Origin of the sequence: Bacillus sp. FSL H8-0547 (assembly GCA_038002745.1) — a bacterium.
In the GTDB taxonomy this organism is placed as follows: Bacteria; Bacillota; Bacilli; order Bacillales; family Bacillaceae; genus Bacillus_P.
This window is the reverse complement of record JBBODD010000001.1, coordinates 28,861-47,161: the sequence shown is the minus strand read 5'-3', so window position 1 is coordinate 47,161 and position 18,301 is coordinate 28,861. Positions and strand designations below refer to the sequence as shown.

Below are 18,301 nucleotides of genomic sequence, written 5' to 3'. Positions count from 1 at the left end.
AGTATATCTTTTTTAGCATAAGGAGGAATTCAATTGGATCAATGGCTAGCTAATTATCCGGATACTGTCAGTCACGAGATCGACATTCCCTATATTTCCATTCCGCAGATGCTTGAAGAAACCGTTGAGAATTACGGCGATAAAGAGGCGATTTCATTTTACGGAAAATCCATCTCCTACCGTCAGCTGTACGGGATGACCATTGCCTTTGCATCGGCGCTTCAGAAAAAAGGCGTTCAAAAAGGGGACAGGGTGGCTATTATGCTGCCAAACTGTCCGCAGTATCCGGCAGCCTATTACGGAGCCCTAAAAGCAGGAGCCATTATCACCCAGGTGAATCCGATGCTAGTTGAGCGGGAGCTTGATTATATTCTGAATGATTCCGGCGCGGAAACGATTGTCGTGTATGATGCGCTTTATCCGCGGGTAAAGGCAGTCCGTGCAGGCACGGCTTTAAAGCAGATTATTACCGTCAGTCTTCAGGAGGAAATGACACCTGAAGAAGGAGATTTTACGTTTTCGCAGTTTCTTTCTTTTTCAACAGGAGAGGTTCTGCCCGTGCAGATCGAACCTGAGCACGATATCGCAGTGCTTCAGTATACAGGAGGAACGACCGGTCGCTCAAAGGGGGCGATGCTTACACACAGAAATTTAATCGCCAATATTTATCAGTCTTTCGAATTTTTTAAGCATGAAGTTCAGACCGGCTCAGAACGCTGCCTGACAGTGATTCCGCTCTTTCACGTCTTCGGAATGACCTCATGCATGAATTTGACCGTCCTGAGAGGAAATTCTATGATTCTGCTTCCGCGCTTTGACCTTGAGGAAGTGATGCAGACCATCAAACGTGAACAGCCGACCATTTTTCCGGGTGTACCGACGATGTATGTGGCCATTACCAACCATCCTAAAGCTGAGGAGTACGGGATCAGCAGCATCCGCATCTGCAACAGCGGCAGTGCACCGATGCCTGTTGAGCTGCTGAATGAATTCGAGCGCAAAACGGGTGCTAAAATCCTTGAGGGCTACGGATTATCAGAGGCTGCTCCGACAACTCACTGCAACCCGCCGTTTGCCAAGCGGAAGCCTGGGAGCGTCGGAATCGGAGTGCCGGGCACGGCTTATAAAATTGTTGATGTGGCAACAGGCAAAGAAGAAGTTCCTGCCGGGGAACTTGGAGAAGTCATCCTTAAAGGCCCCCAGGTGATGAAGGGCTACTGGAACATGCCGGAGGAGACGGCCAATACGCTAAGAGACGGCTGGCTGTTTACAGGGGATATCGCAAAGGTTGATGAAGAGGGATACCTTTACATCGTTGACCGGAAAAAAGACCTGATTATCGCAAGCGGCTACAATGTGTACCCGAGAGACATAGAAGAAGTTCTCTATGAACATGAAGCGGTGCAGGAGGCAGTCGTTATCGGGGTGCCTGATCCATACAGGGGAGAGACGGTGAAAGCTTTTGTTGTCTTAAAAGCAGGGCGTCAGGTGTCAGATGAAGAGATAATTGCTTTTTGCAGGTCCAATCTTGCGGCGTACAAAGTGCCGGCGATAATTGAATTCAGAAACGAACTTCCAAAAACAAGCGTGGGCAAAATCCTCCGCAGGGCCTTGCGGGAAGAAACCCTTCAAAGATAACAGGAAACTATGAATCTCTTAAAGTGCTTATGGTATACTTTTTTTAATCTAAGCTAGAGAGGATTAGCCAATATGAAGGAAAAAATCATCCAGGAAAGCATTCAGCTGTTTGGAGAAAAAGGCTTTAAGGAAACGTCCATTCAGGACATCGTCGATGCACTCAGTGTCACTAAAGGCACTTTCTATTACTATTACAAAAGCAAAACTGAGCTGCTTATGGCCATCCATTTAAAATACATCGATGAGCTTCTGAGAAAACAGGAGGAAATCATCCATGACAGTTTAAAGGCATATAAGCAAAAACTGCATGAAATTGTTTATATGCTGATTCACGATATTGAAAAAGAAGGCTTAAGCGCAAAAGTGTTTTTCAGGGAAATGAGAAATTTGACGGAAGAGGATATGGCTGAGGTCATTAAAAAACGCGACCAGTTCAGACTGAACATTCAGCAGCTGCTTGAAGCAGGAAACGGTGAAGGGGAATTCCGGTCTGACTTGCCGATGGACATTGTCACCTTCGGGATTCTCGGCATGACAAACTGGAGCTACTTCTGGTTTGATCCAAACGGAAGGGTGTCTGATGCTGAAGTATCGGATATTTTTCTGAAGATGGTGCTTGAAGGACTGACAGGGTAAAGGGGGTTCCGGGTTCGTCCCGGAGCTCTCCACGACCCCATTATACCGACTGGTCAGTAGTTAAAAGGAGAGATGATGATGAAAAAGGAAGATATTCAGCAGATTTCAGTTATTGGAGCGGGTCAGATGGGCCATCAGATTGCCATGCTGTGCGCCCTTGGCGGTTATGAAACGGTGATTCAGGACGTGCAGGAAAGCGCTTTAGAAAAAGCGGAAGCATCTCTCCGCAACTTGATGGACAAATGGGTATCAAAATCGAAACTGACGGAGGAGCAAAAAGAAGCGGCCTTTGGAAGGCTCACCTTTACAACGTCACTTGAACAGGCTGCTGCCCATGCTGATTTTATCATTGAAGCAGTCGTTGAAAAGCTGGATGTTAAAAGAGAATTGTTTGCAAAGCTTGATCAAATGGCAAAGCCTCATGCCATTTTTGCATCCAACAGCTCAACCATTGTCAATTCACTGATCGCATCCGCAACAAATCGTGCAGACAAAGTTGTCAACATGCATTTCTTTTTTCCGCCGCTTGTCATGGACTGTGTGGAAGTTGTCATGAGTGAGGACACGTCAAAAGAAACGGCCGATTTGACGATGGATGTCTGTAAAACGATCAACCGCACAGCCGTCCTTCTGAATAAGGAGATTTCCGGCTTTATCGCCAACCGGATTTTAGGTGCCCTGCAAAGAGAAGCCGTTTACCTGTATGAAGAAGGGTATGCAAGTTTTCAGGATATCGACACCATTTGCCGAAAAGCACTGAATCATCCGATCGGGCCGTTTGAGCTAATGGATCTTTCCGGGATTGATGTCGGTTACTATGTCATGCAGCAGAGATATGCGGAGTCTGGAGACCCTGCTGATAAGCCGTTTGCCTGCATTGAGCAGAAGGTGCGTCAAGGTGATCTTGGACGAAAAACGGGCAAGGGATGGTACACCTATCAAAAAGAAGAGGTGAAAAAATGAGCGTTGTGTCATATGAAAAACATGGAGCAGCTGCCGTTGTCACAATCAGCAATCCACCTTTAAATGTCATGAACCAGCAGGTCACAAGAGAGTTGAAAGAAGCCTTTGCAAGTCTCAGAGAAGACAATGAGATACTTGCGGTCATTCTGACAGGAGCGGGTGACAGGGCGTTTATGGCTGGAGCTGATATTAAGGAATTTCCGAACCTCATCGGAAAAAAAGGCATCAAAGCCAATTTCCTTGAAGGGCATGCATTTTTAAATGAAATTGAACAGTTCCCTAAACCGGTGATTGCGGTTTTAAACGGAATGACCTTCGGCGGAGGGTGTGAACTCGCTTTAACATGCGATCTCCGAATAGCTGAGGAGCATGCCCAGGTTGGACTTCCGGAAATTAAGCTCGGATTATTTCCAGGTGGAGGCGGCACTCAAAGGCTTCCGAGAGCGGTTGGTGCAGCTAAAGCAAAAGAGCTGATGTTCACAGGAGATCCGATTGATGCAGCTGAAGCGAAAAGAATTGGGCTTGTCTCGTATGTTGTACCCAAGGGAGAAGGACTTCAAAAAGCCCTTGAACTTGCCGGCCGCATGACCCGACACTCGCTTCCCGCCCTGTCTAAAATTAAAAAAGCGGTGGATGAGGGCATGAGCAGCACGCTTGAAGAAGGTCTTGATCTTGAAGCGGGCCTGTTTGAAGAAGTATTTCAGACAGAAGATATTAAAGAGGGCGTACAGGCGTTTATTGAAAAAAGAAAGCCTGCTTTCAGCCATAAGTAAGGGGATGATTTCTCCATGCATGAAGCACGGATGAGAGTCAGGTTTTGCGAAACAGATGCGCTTGGGCATGTGAACAATACAAGCTACTTCATTTACCTCGAAGATGCGCGCGTTCAGTTTTTTGAAGCATTGGGATATTGCATGTCTTCAGGGGACTGGCCGTTTATTCTTGCCAGAGCAACATGCGATTTTCGCGGTCAGGCTTATTTTAATGAACACCTGATCATTCAAACCTCCGTTATGAAAATCGGCTCCAAAAGCTTCACCGTTCATCATGAAATTACGGAGCAGGAATCCGGAAGGCTGATTGCAGAAGGTGAAGCGGTCATTGTGACCTTTAACTTTAAAACCCAGGAAACAGAAGAGATGCCAGATCATCTAATAGAACAGTTAAAGACCCATGCTTTAAAAATAAATATCTGAATTTTCAAAAAGAGGTGGCGTGATGTCTCAGCTTATTCCGGTAAGAACAGGAGAAGAACTGAATGCGGGGGTTCTTGAGACATACTTAAGAACGGAAATGGATGAGCTGCCGGAAGGTCCCCTTCAAATCAAACAGTTCGGGACAGGTGCATCGAATTTGACGTATGCCCTTAAGATCGGGAGCTGGGAAGGGGTGCTCAGAAGGCCGCCGCTTGGACCAGTGGCTCCTAAAGCGCATGATATGGAACGGGAGTTTGTCATTTTAAAAGACTTGCACCCTTTGTTTCCTCTGGCTCCGAAACCTTATGTTTTCAGCAGCGATGAGTCGATTGCAGGCAGCCCGTTTTTCATCATGGAAAGACGGCACGGAGTATTAGTCGACACTGAGCTTCCAGAAGGAATGGAAGCAACCGTGGAACTTGGCAGCTCTCTGTCTGAGCTGATGGTCGATACGCTTGTCCGTCTTCATGATGTTCCTTATAAAGGTACGGCGCTTGAAAAACTGAGCAGGCCTGAAGGGTTTATGGAGCGTCAGGTACACGGCTGGATCGGCCGCTATCACAGGGCAAAAACAGATGATATTCCAGAAGTCAGCCTGCTGACAGAGTGGCTTGAGAATAACCTGCCTGCTTCACCTGACCCGACCGTTATCCATTATGATTTCAAATTGAATAATTCGCTTTTTTCAAGTGATCTGAAAGAAATGACCGGCCTGTTTGACTGGGAGATGACCACGATCGGGGATCCTCTCGCAGACCTTGGGGCCGCCATGAGCTACTGGATGGAGGAGGATGATCCCGAGCCTTTGAAAAAAGGAATGGGCAAGCCTTCCGTTACGGCGAGCGGCATCTTCTATACAAGAAAGCAATTTATAGAAAGCTATGCCAGGAAAAGCGGCAGAGATACAGCAAACATTCATTACTACACCACATTTGCCACCTTTAAACTTGCCGTCATCTGCCAGCAGATCTATTACCGCTTCAAAAAAGGGCAGACACATGACCAGCGCTTTGCCCGCTTTGGGCCATATACTGAAATCCTGATCCAGCATGCACTGCGGCTGGCACATAAGGGCTGACCATGGGAAAAATACATGTTGTGACCAGAAAAGAAGAAATAGACGGAGCCAAAATGAAAGACAAAATTGCGGTAGTCTTTGATGTGCTGCTTGCTACTTCAACCATTGCCACTGTTCTTGAGCATGGTGCCCGTTCCGTCATCCCTGTGCTGGACGGTGAACAGGCCCGAAGCCTTGCAGCGGAAATGAACAAGGATGACTGCATGCTTGTCGGCGAATATGAGGGAAGGACGATTGATGGATTCCTGGATCCTAATCCCTCCGCATTGAAGGCCTTTGCCAAAGGGAAAAAAATCATTTTATCTACGACAAACGGAACGGTTGCCGTTCATAAAAGCAGTCCTGCCAGAAGGATTTTCGCCTGCTCGCTCTTGAATGCCAAAGCAGTGGCAGATGCCCTTGCTCAAGACCACCGCGAGGATACTATTATCCTTGTCTGCTCCGGTTCGTCCGGGCATTTCAGTTTGGAGGATTTTTACGGGGCAGGCTGCCTGATTCAGCACCTGGATGAGGCGGGGTGCTATGAACTAAGTGATGCCGCCCAGACAGCGAAGCTGTTTTATGAAGGCTGCAAAGAAGAACCGGCCGTCGTACTTGCTAAATCCAAAGTGGGAAAAATGCTGAAGAAATACGGCTTTCAGGAGGAAATCACCTTTATTTCCACTAGAGACTGCTTTTCATGTGTGCCGGTCCTATATGGAGATGAATTGATCGATTACCGCCATCTGAAGGTAAAGTCGTCGTGAAAGGAGAGTGAAAAAAATGAGATTTCATAACCAAATCGCTGTTGTGACAGGCGGAGGGAGCGGTATCGGGCTTGAGACGGCAAGAAAGCTTGCATCAGAAGGCGCAAAAGTCATTCTTGCAGGAAGAAGCAAGGAAAAACTGAAGGCCGCGGCAGAGCAGCTGAATCATTCTGAGCAAACTGCGTTTCCTTTTGCAGCTGATGTTACTAAAGAAGAGGATGTTCTCTCACTTCTCTCCTTTGTAAAAGAAGAATTCGGTGAGCTGCATATTCTCGTCAACAACGCAGGCGGATCTGTACACTCGAGAATTATGGATACAACAGCCGAACAATGGGATTTTGTACAGAATGTCAATCTGAAAAGTGTTTTTCTTGTTTCAAAAGTGCTTGGCGGTTATATGGCTGAGTGCAGCGGTGCGGGTAATGAGAACAGGGCAATCGTCAACGTGGCGTCTCTTTCAGGACATAAAGCGGGGGCAGAAATTCCGCATTACAGCGCAGCTAAAGCGGCCGTCATTCATTTTACAAGAGCGCTTGCGCATGAGTTCGCGCGAAATGGCATCAGAGTCAACTCGGTCTCACCGGGTTTTATTGAAACACCTCTGACAGAGCAGGGTCTGCAAAACGCAAGATTCACAGAAGCGATTAAGCGGAATACCGCACTGAAGCGTGTCGGCAAGCCCGAAGAAATTGCGAATATTATTGCATTTGCTGCTTCTCACGAGGCATCATATATGACCGGTTCTGATCTGCTTGCAGACGGCGGCTGGCTGATTACATAAACCAGGGAGGAATAAAAATGAGCGATCTATTAGTAGAAAAAAGCGGAAATGTACTGTTTTTAACACTGAACCGTCCAGAAAGACTGAATGCTTTCAGCGCAGAGATGATCTTATCACTGACGAATGAACTTGCCGCGGCAAAAACAGATGACAGCATCAGAGCCGTTGTCCTGTCAGGATCAGGACGGTCGTTCAGTGCAGGCGGGGACGTCAAAACGATGGGAGAGGCTGACGGGCAGCAGGTTTATGATCATATCGGCCGCCTGAATGAATGCATCAAGGCTTTTAAAGAACTTGATAAACCTGTCATTGCCGCCGTAAATGGATTTGCCGCAGGTGCAGCTTTCAATCTGGCATTGGCGTGCGATCAGATTCTCGCTGCGGAAGACAGCAAATTTGTGATGAGCTTTTCACAGGTTGGGCTGATTTCAGACGGGGGTGGCCTTTATTTTCTGCCGAGGATCATTGGACCTTATAAGGCGAAGCAATTGTTCTTCAATGCAGAACCGATTACTGCTGTACAGGCTGAAGAATATGGCATTGTAAACAAAGTAGTCCCGCTTGAGCAGCTTAAGGATGAAGCTGTCTCATATGCTCATAAGCTCTCACAGGGACCTGTAAAAGCGTATGGCATGATGAAAAAAATCATCAATGCCTCAGCGGTGAGCACACTTGAAGAAATTCTGGAGCAGGAACGGATTGCACAGACACTGATGATCTCAACAGAAGATCATCAGGAAGGCATTCACGCATTTAAAGAAAAACGCAAGCCAGTCTTTCAGGGGAAGTGAAGATGATGATGAGAGCGATTCAATTAAAAGAATACGGCGGACCGGAAGTATTGAAAGTAGTAGAACTAGATGTCCCTAAGCCTGTTGAAAACGAAGTGCTGATTAAGATTGAAGCAATTGGCGTCAATTATGCAGATACAGCAAGAAGGGAAGGGCAGTATGTGATTGATACGCCGCTTCCATTTGTTCCCGGAGCGGAGGTGGCAGGAACAGTTGCTGAGACGGGAAACGGGGTTACCCGTTTTAAAAAGGGAGACAAAGTCGTTACCCTTCTTGGATCAAGCAGGGCTACAGGCTATGCAGAATATACCGTTGCAGAAGAACGCGGACTGATTCCCGTTCCTGAAGGAGTAGACCTTAAGCAGGCTGTCTCTCTGCCTCTGCAGGGACTGAGCGCTTATCATATCTTAAAAACAATGGGGCGTGTTGAAAAGGGCGAAACGGTCCTTGTTCATGCGGCTGCAGGCGGAGTCGGGACTATTGCCGTCCAGCTTGCCAAATTATTTGGAGCAGGCAAAGTCATTGCAACAGCCAGTACGGCTGAAAAAAGAAGACTTGCCCTTGAAATGGGTGCAGATGAAGCTGTTGATTATACGCTTGAAGGCTGGGAGAAGGAAGTGCTTCAGCTGACGGACGGCAAAGGTGTAGATGTTGCTCTTGAGATGGCTGGGGGAGATGTTTTCAGGAAAACCCTCTCCTGTATGGCTCCATTTGGCCGCCTGGTCATTTACGGCGTGGCGAGCGGGGAGCAATCAAGGCTTTATCCGTCATCGCTGATGGCTCAAAACCTGTCTGTCATCGGATTTTTTCTTCCTCAGATGATGAGAAAGAAAGAAATCTATCTTCAAAGTTTGTCTGACCTGCTGGGCTATCTCCAAAAAGGAGAACTGAAGCTTACGATCGGCGGCGTTTATCCGCTGGAACAGGCAGGCGAAGTTCATGAAATGCTTCAGGGCAGACAGACGAAAGGAAAACTGATTCTAGTGCCTTGATTTTTATGCGGGGGGCTTTAGTCCCCCTGCCTCTTATCTATTACTATATCCATCCTTATCCAGCAGCTGTTTTGTAAAAACTCCTCTCTTATACCCTGATCTATACCTGCCATGAATATTTTCCAGATGGACTGCAATTGAAGAAAATAAGCATGAGTAAGGGGGCCGCTATGGAATTATTTCTTCAGCAATTATTTAACGGAATTACAATTGGAAGCGTTTACAGTCTTGTGGCTTTAGGGCTGACGCTTGTGTTCGGCATTCTGCATATCCCGAATTTTGCCCACGGTTCATTCTATATGATCGGCGCTTATGTCAGCCTTTTATTTATGACTCAGTATGGCATGAACTACTGGGCAGCACTCATTTTGTCGATCCTGATTGTTGCTGCTCTCGGCATTCTCTGCGAACAAGTTGTGTTTAAATACCTTGGAAATGTTAATCCCATGAGAGTCATGGTTGCTGCAATCGGCCTGATGCTGTTTTTTGAAGCGCTGGCGCAGCTGATTTGGGGAACAGATTACAAACAGATGCCGACGCCTTTTTCAGGTGTAGTGGAAATATTCGGGCTCACCATCACACAGCAGCGGATACTGGTTGTTGGTTCATCCATCCTCCTGATGCTTGCTCTGCATTTTTTCCTGACAAAGACGATGATTGGAGCTTCCATTGTCGCGATGTCGCAAAACAGGGATGGCGCCTTTTTAGTCGGCATCAACGCCAATATGGTGGCCATGCTGACATTTGCCATTGCTGCGGCGCTCGCTTCTGCAGCAGCTACTTTAGCTTCTCCTATCAATCTCGTCTTTCCGACGATGGGGAGCCTGGTCATTATGAAAGCCTTCGTCATCATCATTATCGGAGGGATGGGCAGTATTCCCGGGGCAATAGCGGGTGGGTTTCTTCTTGGGCTGACTGAAAGCATGGGAGCTACTTATCTCTCAAACGATTATAAAGACATCTTTGCATTTCTCCTCCTCGTGGCCATTTTAACCATTAAGCCAACCGGTCTTTTTTCAAAGGGGGCACGCACGTGAAGATTCAAAAAATACTGTTGCCGGTTATATTGCTGATTGCGGTGCTGTTTCCATTGTTGTCTCAAAATCATTATCATAAGCAAATCCTGATCCTGGTCATGATCTGGTCCATTGCTGTTTACGGACTTAACATCATCTCGGGGTTTACAGGCCAGCTGTCGTTAGCCCATGCCGGTTTTTTTGCGGCAGGAGCCTACACACTCGGCATACTGACATCCACTTATCAGGTGAATTTCTGGCTTGCATTTGCAGCAGCGCTTGCCGTTACAATAACCCTGAGTTTTGTGATCGGTCTGATCGCGCTAAGGACAAGACACCATTTTTTCGCCATATACACGATGTGTGTGGGGTTTATTATTTATCTGGTTATCGACAAGTGGGATGAAGTCACCGGGGGAGTCAGGGGCCTGATCGGCATTCCGGTGCCATCGGCTCTCGGACCACTGACATTTGACACGATTGAATCGCAGTACTATTTTATCTTGTTCTTTTTGCTTGGAACCATCATGGCAGTTAAAAGAATCAAGGACTCTCTTTTCGGCAGAACGCTCTTTGCCATCAGGGGGAGTGAGGATCTGTCAAAGACAATCGGGATCAATATTATGAAAAATCAGCTGCTTGCCTTTGTCCTTTCCGCTTTTTTTGCAGGTCTCTCAGGCGTGCTGTATGCGGGTTTTATCCGATTTCTCGGGCCCGATATCTCAGCGATTACTGTCACGTTTGAAATGCTGATGTATCTTCTTGTCGGAGGAATCGGCACGATGACAGGACCCGTTCTTGGCACATTTTTGATTGTCACTGTCACACAGTCCCTGCAGTTTCTTGAAGAATACAGAATGCTGATATTCGGTCCGATTGTCGTTTTGATCATGCTTTTTTATCCGAAAGGGCTTGTCGGAAGCTATCACTCTCTGAAAATGTATTTCTCGCAGCGCAGACCTGCTGATGCTAAGAGAAAAATAAAGGAGGCTGGATGATGCTGATAGAAATCAGGCAGCTGACAAAATCTTTCGGGGGATTGACGGCTGTAAATGAGGTTGATCTTGGGATTGAAAAAGGGAAAATCACCGCAATCATAGGGCCGAATGGAGCCGGAAAATCCACATTTCTGAATCTGATCAGCGGTTTTCACAGGCCGACTTCAGGGACCATCCTGTTTAACGGGACAGATGTGACAGCAGCAAAGCCTGCCAGAATGGCTAAGCTCGGAATTGGCAGGACGTTTCAGACGACAAGTCTTTTTTCGGACGCTACTGTCATAGACAATGTGCTGATCGGACATCGCCTCAGAACGAAATCTAACTTGTTTGACGGGATATTTAAAACGAAAAGGGAACGGTCAGAGCAGCAGCTTTGCTATGACAAAGCGATGGAAGCTCTTGCCTTTTGCGGGGTTGAGCATTTAGAAGGCGAAATGGCTTCTGTCATCTCACAGGAAGCCCAAAAACGGGTGGCCATTGCGCTTGCTCTCGCAACAGAACCGGAGATCATCCTTCTTGACGAACCTGCAGCAGGAGTTAATCCAGATGAAACAGATGGACTGTCCGAGCTAATTCTCAAATTGAAGCGCAGCGGATATACAGTCTGTTTTATCGAACATAAGATGAAGATGGTCATGAGTCTGGCTGATAAAGTGATGGTTCTCAATCACGGCAAAAAAATTGCAGAAGGACTGCCGTCTGATATTCAGGCAGATCCAAACGTGATCGAAGCTTATCTTGGAGGACATGCCTATGCTGAAGCTGCAACATATTGATGTTTTTTACGGCCGGTTTCAGGCACTGAAAAACGTATCCATGGAAATCGGGCAGGGAGAGCTTGTGACCATTCTCGGGGCAAACGGCGCAGGGAAAAGCACGCTTTTTCATACGCTGTCAGGCCTGAATAAGGTTTCTTCCGGTGACATTCTTTTTGAAGACAGGAAGATTCATAATATGGCGCCCTATAAATTAGTAAGAGCAGGTATTGTCCAGTGCGCCGAGGGCAGAAAGCTGTTTTCTGAAATGACTGTTTATGAAAATTTGAAAATGGGAAGCTATACCCGGCGCAGAGATAAAAAGGCTGTCCAAAAACAGCTGGAGGACATTTATGCTCTGTTTCCGATTCTTTTTGAAAAACGGAAAGATGCTGCAGGATCACTTAGCGGCGGACAGCAGCAGATGCTTGCAATCGGCAGGGCTCTCATGGCGAAGCCGAAAATCCTGATGCTTGATGAACCTTCTCTCGGACTAGCACCGCTGATCGTAGACCAGATGTTTAAAGTCATTCAGGAAATTCATAAGCACGGAACGACGGTGTTGCTTGCTGAACAGAACGCGCATGCTGCTTTGTCCATCTCAACAAGGGGCTATGTGATGGAGAACGGACAGATTGTGATGCAGGGGACAAAAAAAGAGCTGTTTGATAACGATGAGGTCAAACGCGCCTATATTGGCGCCTGACATAGCATTTTTTTCGCAAATGGCAGGTCTGCAGCACAAACAGGTTAAAAAACGAGTCGATTTTGATGAAAACAAGGGGGAATTTCTGTGAAATCGCTTAAAAAGATCGGGATGGTTCTTGGACTTTCGGTGTCGTTAATTGGTCTTGCGGCATGCAATTCAAGCGGTGCGTCAGGCGGGGGAGATGCAGGCGGAGAGGGCACAGTCAATATCGGATACAGCGGCCCGCTTTCCGGTCCGGCTGCTTTTTACGGCGAGAATACGCTGAGAGGCTTGACGATGGCAGCAGATGAGATTAATAAAGAAGGCTTTGAAGTCGACGGAAAAACATACAAAGTGAAAATTGTATCCCTTGATGACAAGTACCTTCCGAATGAAACGGGAACAAATGCCCGCAGGCTTGTACAGGAAAATAAAGCACCGATCGTTTTTGTTCCGCACAGCGGCGGTGTTTTCGCCACTCAAGTTTTTAACCAGCAGGAAAACTTCATCATTGGAGCCTATACGAGCGAACCGAAAATCCAGGAACAGGGCAATAAGCTGACATTGAGCATTCCTCCTGCATATGACGCGTATCCTGAGCCGTATGCTGACTATCAGATGGAACGCTTCGGGAAGAAGCTCGCACTGATTCCGACAGCTACACAGTACGGAAAAGACTGGACGGCTACCATTAAACCTGTCTGGGAAGAAAAAGGCGGAGAAATCGTTTTTGACGGTTCAGTGGATTTCAGCAAAGAAACAGACTTTTTCACCATCATGACAAATGCTCTTAAAGAAAAGCCGGACGTATTGTTTGTCGGAGGACCGTCGCAGCCGACGGCGCTGCTGATCAAACAGGCGAGAGAGCTCGGGTTTAAAGGCGGTATCATGATTATGGACCAGGCGAAGTTTGAAGAAATGGAACCGGTCCTCGGAGGATATGAAATGCTTGAAGGCGCAATCGGCACACTGCCAATCAGTGAAAGCGACGCACCGGGAGGCCAGGCGTTTGTCGATAAATATGCGGAACTGACAGACGGCATACCGACAGCCGAAAGTGCATTTAACTACCAGGCCCTTCACGTCGCAGTGAAAGCAATGCAGGAAGCAGGCACTGTCTCAGACCCGGCGGAAATCATGGAGAATATGGAAAAAGGAATTAAAGAACTTGAAGACGAGCAAATGGTATGGCATCTGACCGGAATGGAAAACAACGGCTTTAACTGGAAAACATCCATTCATGTTGTAGAAGACGGAAAGCTTGTGAAGTTGGATAAGTAAAGATCTACTGGATGAAAGAACGAATCTTTACAGTTTCCCGCTGTATACAGCGGGAAACTGTCTTTAATTAAGGCTGTGTTCGTACTTATGGTTGCTGAAAAGTATTTAAATAAGACACCAGTGGACTGAAGCGAAAGGGATCGGGTATGATTTCCAAAATACAAAAACAGTCATTTACCAGAACATGAAAAGATGCAAATAAAAATTTTCTCAAAGGAAAAAGGTATTTATCAGAAAAGTTAGAAATATTACTGTAAGCGCTACCAATAACAGTCGGGAAGGTGAAATGCACATGATTCAATCACATTTCAAGCATTGGCCGGTAAGAGTGCCGTACACACTGACAGTACCTGAAACAACCCTGTACGAAAATTTGGAACTATCTGCAAAAAGATACCCGGACAAGACAGCCATTCATTATTACGGCGCAGAGCTTACATACAGGCAGCTTTTAAAAGAAACCGAAGATCTTGCCGGATTCCTTGAAAAGAAAATGGGCGTTAAAAAAGGTGAAAATGTTCTGCTGTTTGTTCAAAACTCGCCCCAGTTTGTCATCGGGTATAACGCCATCCTCCGTGCCGGCGGCGTGGTTGTGCCGATTAATCCGATGAACACCTCGGAAGAACTGAGATTTTATATAAATGACTGTGAGTTAAAGTCAGGTATTGTAGGACAGGAACTGTACTCCAAAGTGCTTCCGCTGCTTGACTCAGTCCCGCTGAAGAATATCATTGTATCAACCTATTCTGATTATTTGCATGCGGGTGAACCCGGTCATGAAATACCGGAAGAAGTAAAAATGGGTCCAATTGAGCTTGCTCAAACCGGGCATATTCACTGGAAGGATGCGCTGTCGAGCCTGGAAGTGCCTTCCCGGATGACGGCATCAGCAGATGATCTCGCTGTCCTGCCGTACACTTCCGGAACGACAGGCCTTCCAAAGGGGTGCATGCATACTCACCGCACCGTTCAGGCCAATACATTCGGAGGCTATCACTGGCTGAATGCAACGTCTGATGCGGTATGTCTTGCGACTTTGCCCCTGTTTCATGTAACAGGCATGGTGCACAGCATGCACATTCCGATTCTCTCCGGAGCCACCATGATCATGATGACAAGGTGGGACAGGGAATTTGCGAGAAATACCATCAGGGATAAAGAAGTAACCCACTGGATAACAATCAGCACGATGCTGATTGACTTTATGGCCAATCCTTCCCTGAAAAAAGAGGACATGGCAAGCCTGATGAATCTAGCGGGAGGTGGTGCAGCTCTTCCTGCAGCCGTTGGAGAAAGGCTGTACCAATTGTCCGGCCTGAAATTTATCGAGGGCTACGGCCTTTCAGAAACCATTGCCCAGACACATTTTAATCCGCCTGACAGATCGAAGCTTCAATGTCTTGGCATTCCTTCTTTTGATGTAGATGCAAGGGTTATTGATCCCGTAACATGCCGGGAGCTTGAAAATGGAGAAGAAGGCGAAATTGTCGTGAACGGGCCGCAAGTCTTTTTGGGCTATTACAGAAGACCGGAGGAAAATGAAAAATCGTTTGTCGAGCTTGACGGGAAAAAATTCTTCAGGACAGGCGATATCGGAAAACGCGATGAAGAAGGCTATTACTTTATCGTGGACAGAGTAAAACGAATGATCAACGCATCTGGCTTTAAAGTGTGGCCGACAGAGGTTGAAGGCATGCTATATCAGCATCCTGCCGTCATGCAGGCATGCGTGGTCGGCGTACCGGATGAACGCAGGGGAGAAACAGTCAAAGCCTTTATTATTCTGAATCAGGAATATAAGGGGAAAATTGACGGCGAGGAAATCATCAGCTGGGCAAAAGAAAAAATGGCAGCCTACAAGTATCCAAGAATGATCGAATTCAGAGAAAGCCTGCCTATGACTTCAAGCGGAAAGCTGCTATGGCGGAAGCTTCAGGAAGAAGAAAAACAAAGGGTGATGGGGTGAAGCGCAATGACCGGCACAGTTGAAACCGTTACAGGGCCTATCCCGGCTGATCAGCTCGGCAAAACGCTGATTCATGAACATTTTGTTTTCGGGTATCCGGGTTTTCACGGTGACGATTCCCTTGGAGGATTTGATGAGCAGGATGCCCTTGAAACAGGCATTACCGTCGCTCTTCAGCTGCTTAGCTTCGGGGTCGATACAGTAGTAGATCCGACACCGAATGAGTGCGGCAGAAATCCGGAGCTGCTGAAGGAAATATCTGAAAGAACCGGTCTCCAGATTATCTGCGCCACAGGATATTATTATGAAGGGGAAGGAGCCACCCCTTACTTTAAATTCAGACAGGGCCTCGGTACGGCAGAAGAAGAAATTTATGAAATGTTTAAAAAAGAGCTGACAGAAGGCATTCGGGTGACGGGCATCAAGCCCGGAATCATTAAGCTTGCATCAAGCAAGGGTGAAATTACGCCTTATGAACAAATGTTTTTCAGAGCGGCTGCAAGGGTTCACCGCGAAGAAGGCACGGTCATTCTTACCCACACCCAGGAAGGAACAATGGGGCCGGAACAAATCAGACTGCTCATTGAACTTGGCTGTGATCCGAAAAAAATTGTTATCGGACACATGTGCGGCAATACGGATCCTGACTATCATTCAGCTGTTCTGGAGCACGGAGGTTATATCGCTTTTGACCGTTTCGGCATTCAGGGCATGGTGGGAGCACCTGACGATGACATAAGAATAAAGACGCTGATGGAATTACTTGAAAAAGGGTATGCAGATCAAATTATGATGTCTCACGATACCGTAAACTACTGGATGGGAAGACCGCTGATCCTCCCAAAGCAGGTTCAGGAGAAAATGAAGAACTGGCACCCTGCCCACCTGTTTGAAAATGTCATTCCAGCTCTTCGGGATAAGGGAGTGCAGGAAGAGGACATCAGAACCATGACAGAAAAAAATCCTTCCAGACTGTTTGCCGGTGTGGGGGCAAAGGTCAGATTTTAGGGCCGGGGCATAAGGAATTCAGGAAGAAATCCGGACAGTTTAAGCTGTTCGGATTTTGTCTGTTCCAATCGGTTAATCTGACTGGGAATAACTTGTTAGTCACGCCGTTTCCCTGGGTGATGCCACTTTTATCGTTGAAGGGTCTTCGGAAGTGGCGTCATTCCGTTGAATGCTGCCAGTTTTGATGTTGAATGATCTTAGGAAGTGGCGCCATTCCCCATAGTAGTGCCACTTATACCGTTGAGGGGTCTTCGAAAGTGGCATCATTACGCAGAGTGGTGCCACTTTTGCCGTTGAGGAATCTTCGAAAGTGGCGTTATTACGTTGAGTGGTACCACTTTTACCGTTGAGGGATCTTCGGAAGTGTCGTCAATCCAGATGACTTGATTTACCCCGATATCTATTTATTCACCCCTTTTTTCACCACAGCAAGAAGGAGAACGGCTGTCTTAAGAGAAGTGGATATAGAGGAAGATATTAATGGCAGGGGGATCATGATGAACTGGAAAACAAGAATAACCGATATGCTTAATATTCAGTACCCGATTATACAGGGAGGTCTTGCGTACCTCGCTTATTCGGAACTTGCTGCGGCAGTGTCGAATGCCGGGGGGCTTGGGCAGATCACGGCGATGTCGCTTGGAGAGCCTGAATTGCTGAGAGAAGAGATTGCCAGAGTCAGGATGAAGACTGATAAGCCGTTTGGCGTCAACTTCGCAGTCGGCCAGCACGGCAGACCTTATTCTGACCTGCTTCAGGTGGCTATTGATGAAGAAGTTCCCGTGATTACGATGACAGGAGGAAACCCTGCACCCATTTTTGATCAATTAAAAGGGGTAAATGTGAAAAAGCTTGTGCTGGTGGCTGCAAGAAGGCAGGCCGAAAAAGCTGAGGAACTCGGAGCTGATGCTGTTATGGTGGTCGGCCAGGAGGGCGGAGGACATCTCGGACGGGATGATACAGGTACATTTGTCCTCATTCCGCAGGTTGTGGATGCGGTTTCCATCCCGGTCATTGCATCAGGCGGAATTGGAGATGGAAGAGGCCTCATGGCTGCTTTAAGTCTTGGTGCAGAAGGAATTGAGATGGGGACAAGGTTTATCGCTACAAAGGAATGCACCCATGCCCATGAGGCATACAAGAAAGCCCTTGTGAACAGTTCTGAAAGAGATACAGTCGTGATTAAACGCAGTATCGGTACACCTGCCAGGGCGCTTGCAGGTACGTGGACGGACACCATTCTTGACATGGAGCAAAAAAAGGCAGATTATGAGCAGCTGAAAGATTATATTAGCGGACAAGCTAACAAAAGATACATATATGATGGTATGATAGACAATGGTTTTGCCTGGGCAGGCCAGGTTACGGGCCTGATCAGGGATGTTCCGAGTGTGGATGAGCTGTTTTCAAGAATTATATCAGAAGCCTCGGAAATCAGAGGGAAATGGAACTAGCAGCAGGATAAAGGCAGGTGAACAGAGTGGATTATCAATATCCAATACAGCCGGATTGGTCGACAGCAGAAATCATCGATGTCATCTCGTTTTTTCAGGCAGTGGAGAAAGCCTATGAAAAGGGGATCAGCAGAGAAGACTTTATGAAGAAATACCGCAGGTTTAAAGAAATTGTCCCGAGCAAAGCAGAGGAAAAAAACATTTGCGATGATTTTGAGGAAATAAGCGGCTATTCTACCTACAGGGCTGTGAAAAAAAGCAAAGATAACAGCGATGCTGAAATGATTAAGATGTAAAAAGGGCGGTATGTT

General features: G+C 47.0%; 19 protein-coding genes. All 19 read left to right on the top strand.

Going from position 1 to position 18,301, the window contains the following annotated elements; all coding sequences use genetic code 11:
* The first annotated feature begins 27 nt into the window (after positions 1-27).
* The 19 genes from MHB63_00250 to MHB63_00160 all read left to right on the top strand — a co-directional run bounded on the left by MHB63_00250 (position 28) and on the right by MHB63_00160 (position 18,286).
* Positions 28-1,638 carry a long-chain fatty acid--CoA ligase gene (locus tag MHB63_00250; GenBank protein ID MEK3805016.1) on the top strand — a complete coding sequence of 537 codons (1,611 nt, stop codon included), beginning with the start codon at positions 28-30 and terminating at the stop codon, positions 1,636-1,638.
* Positions 1,639-1,710: 72 nt separating this feature from the next.
* Positions 1,711-2,274, top strand: coding sequence for a TetR/AcrR family transcriptional regulator (locus MHB63_00245; protein MEK3805015.1), 564 nt, complete (start codon positions 1,711-1,713; stop codon positions 2,272-2,274).
* A 78-nt stretch (positions 2,275-2,352) separates the two neighbouring features.
* Positions 2,353-3,237, top strand: a complete 885-nt coding sequence (locus MHB63_00240) for a 3-hydroxyacyl-CoA dehydrogenase family protein (GenBank protein ID MEK3805014.1) — start codon at positions 2,353-2,355, stop codon at positions 3,235-3,237.
* Entirely contained in the window at positions 3,234-4,010 is a 777-nt protein-coding gene (locus MHB63_00235; protein MEK3805013.1) for an enoyl-CoA hydratase, read from the top strand. The genes MHB63_00240 and MHB63_00235 overlap by 4 nt, the downstream gene beginning before the upstream one ends.
* A 15-nt stretch (positions 4,011-4,025) precedes the next feature.
* Positions 4,026-4,433, top strand: coding sequence for an acyl-CoA thioesterase (locus MHB63_00230; protein ID MEK3805012.1), 408 nt, complete (start codon positions 4,026-4,028; stop codon positions 4,431-4,433).
* Positions 4,434-4,455: 22 nt separating this feature from the next.
* A complete protein-coding gene (locus MHB63_00225; protein MEK3805011.1) occupies positions 4,456-5,511 on the top strand; it encodes a phosphotransferase family protein in 1,056 nt (351 codons plus the stop codon).
* Positions 5,512-5,513: 2 nt separating this feature from the next.
* A complete protein-coding gene (locus tag MHB63_00220) occupies positions 5,514-6,257 on the top strand; it encodes a 2-phosphosulfolactate phosphatase (protein ID MEK3805010.1) in 744 nt (247 codons plus the stop codon).
* A gap of 16 nt (positions 6,258-6,273) precedes the next feature.
* Positions 6,274-7,038 carry an SDR family oxidoreductase gene (locus tag MHB63_00215; protein ID MEK3805009.1) on the top strand — a complete coding sequence of 255 codons (765 nt, stop codon included), beginning with the start codon at positions 6,274-6,276 and terminating at the stop codon, positions 7,036-7,038.
* 11 nt (positions 7,039-7,049) lie between these two features.
* Positions 7,050-7,829, top strand: coding sequence for an enoyl-CoA hydratase (locus tag MHB63_00210; protein ID MEK3805008.1), 780 nt, complete (start codon positions 7,050-7,052; stop codon positions 7,827-7,829).
* A gap of 8 nt (positions 7,830-7,837) precedes the next feature.
* Positions 7,838-8,821, top strand: coding sequence for a quinone oxidoreductase (locus tag MHB63_00205; GenBank protein MEK3805007.1), 984 nt, complete (start codon positions 7,838-7,840; stop codon positions 8,819-8,821).
* Positions 8,822-8,991: 170 nt separating this feature from the next.
* The gene (locus MHB63_00200; protein MEK3805006.1) at positions 8,992-9,858 is read left to right on the top strand and encodes a branched-chain amino acid ABC transporter permease; all 867 of its coding nucleotides are present in this window, start codon (positions 8,992-8,994) and stop codon (positions 9,856-9,858) included.
* Positions 9,855-10,835 (top strand): branched-chain amino acid ABC transporter permease, encoded by a 981-nt coding sequence (locus MHB63_00195; GenBank protein ID MEK3805005.1) that lies wholly within the window; start codon positions 9,855-9,857, stop codon positions 10,833-10,835. The genes MHB63_00200 and MHB63_00195 overlap by 4 nt, the downstream gene beginning before the upstream one ends.
* Positions 10,835-11,614 carry an ABC transporter ATP-binding protein gene (locus MHB63_00190; GenBank protein ID MEK3805004.1) on the top strand — a complete coding sequence of 260 codons (780 nt, stop codon included), beginning with the start codon at positions 10,835-10,837 and terminating at the stop codon, positions 11,612-11,614. The genes MHB63_00195 and MHB63_00190 overlap by 1 nt, the downstream gene beginning before the upstream one ends.
* On the top strand, positions 11,592-12,299 hold the full coding sequence (locus MHB63_00185; protein MEK3805003.1) for an ABC transporter ATP-binding protein: 708 nt from the start codon (positions 11,592-11,594) through the stop codon (positions 12,297-12,299). Before MHB63_00190 ends, MHB63_00185 begins: the two co-directional genes overlap by 23 nt.
* A gap of 111 nt (positions 12,300-12,410) precedes the next feature.
* A complete protein-coding gene (locus MHB63_00180) occupies positions 12,411-13,562 on the top strand; it encodes an ABC transporter substrate-binding protein (protein ID MEK3805002.1) in 1,152 nt (383 codons plus the stop codon).
* 292 nt (positions 13,563-13,854) lie between these two features.
* A complete protein-coding gene (locus tag MHB63_00175; protein ID MEK3805001.1) occupies positions 13,855-15,528 on the top strand; it encodes a long-chain fatty acid--CoA ligase in 1,674 nt (557 codons plus the stop codon).
* 6 nt (positions 15,529-15,534) lie between these two features.
* Positions 15,535-16,536: a phosphotriesterase-related protein gene (locus MHB63_00170; protein MEK3805000.1), complete on the top strand. Its 1,002-nt coding sequence runs from the start codon at positions 15,535-15,537 to the stop codon at positions 16,534-16,536.
* Positions 16,537-17,033: 497 nt separating this feature from the next.
* Positions 17,034-17,990: a nitronate monooxygenase gene (locus MHB63_00165; GenBank protein ID MEK3804999.1), complete on the top strand. Its 957-nt coding sequence runs from the start codon at positions 17,034-17,036 to the stop codon at positions 17,988-17,990.
* A gap of 26 nt (positions 17,991-18,016) precedes the next feature.
* Positions 18,017-18,286, top strand: a complete 270-nt coding sequence (locus MHB63_00160) for a UPF0223 family protein (protein ID MEK3804998.1) — start codon at positions 18,017-18,019, stop codon at positions 18,284-18,286.
* Positions 18,287-18,301: the final 15 nt, after the last annotated feature.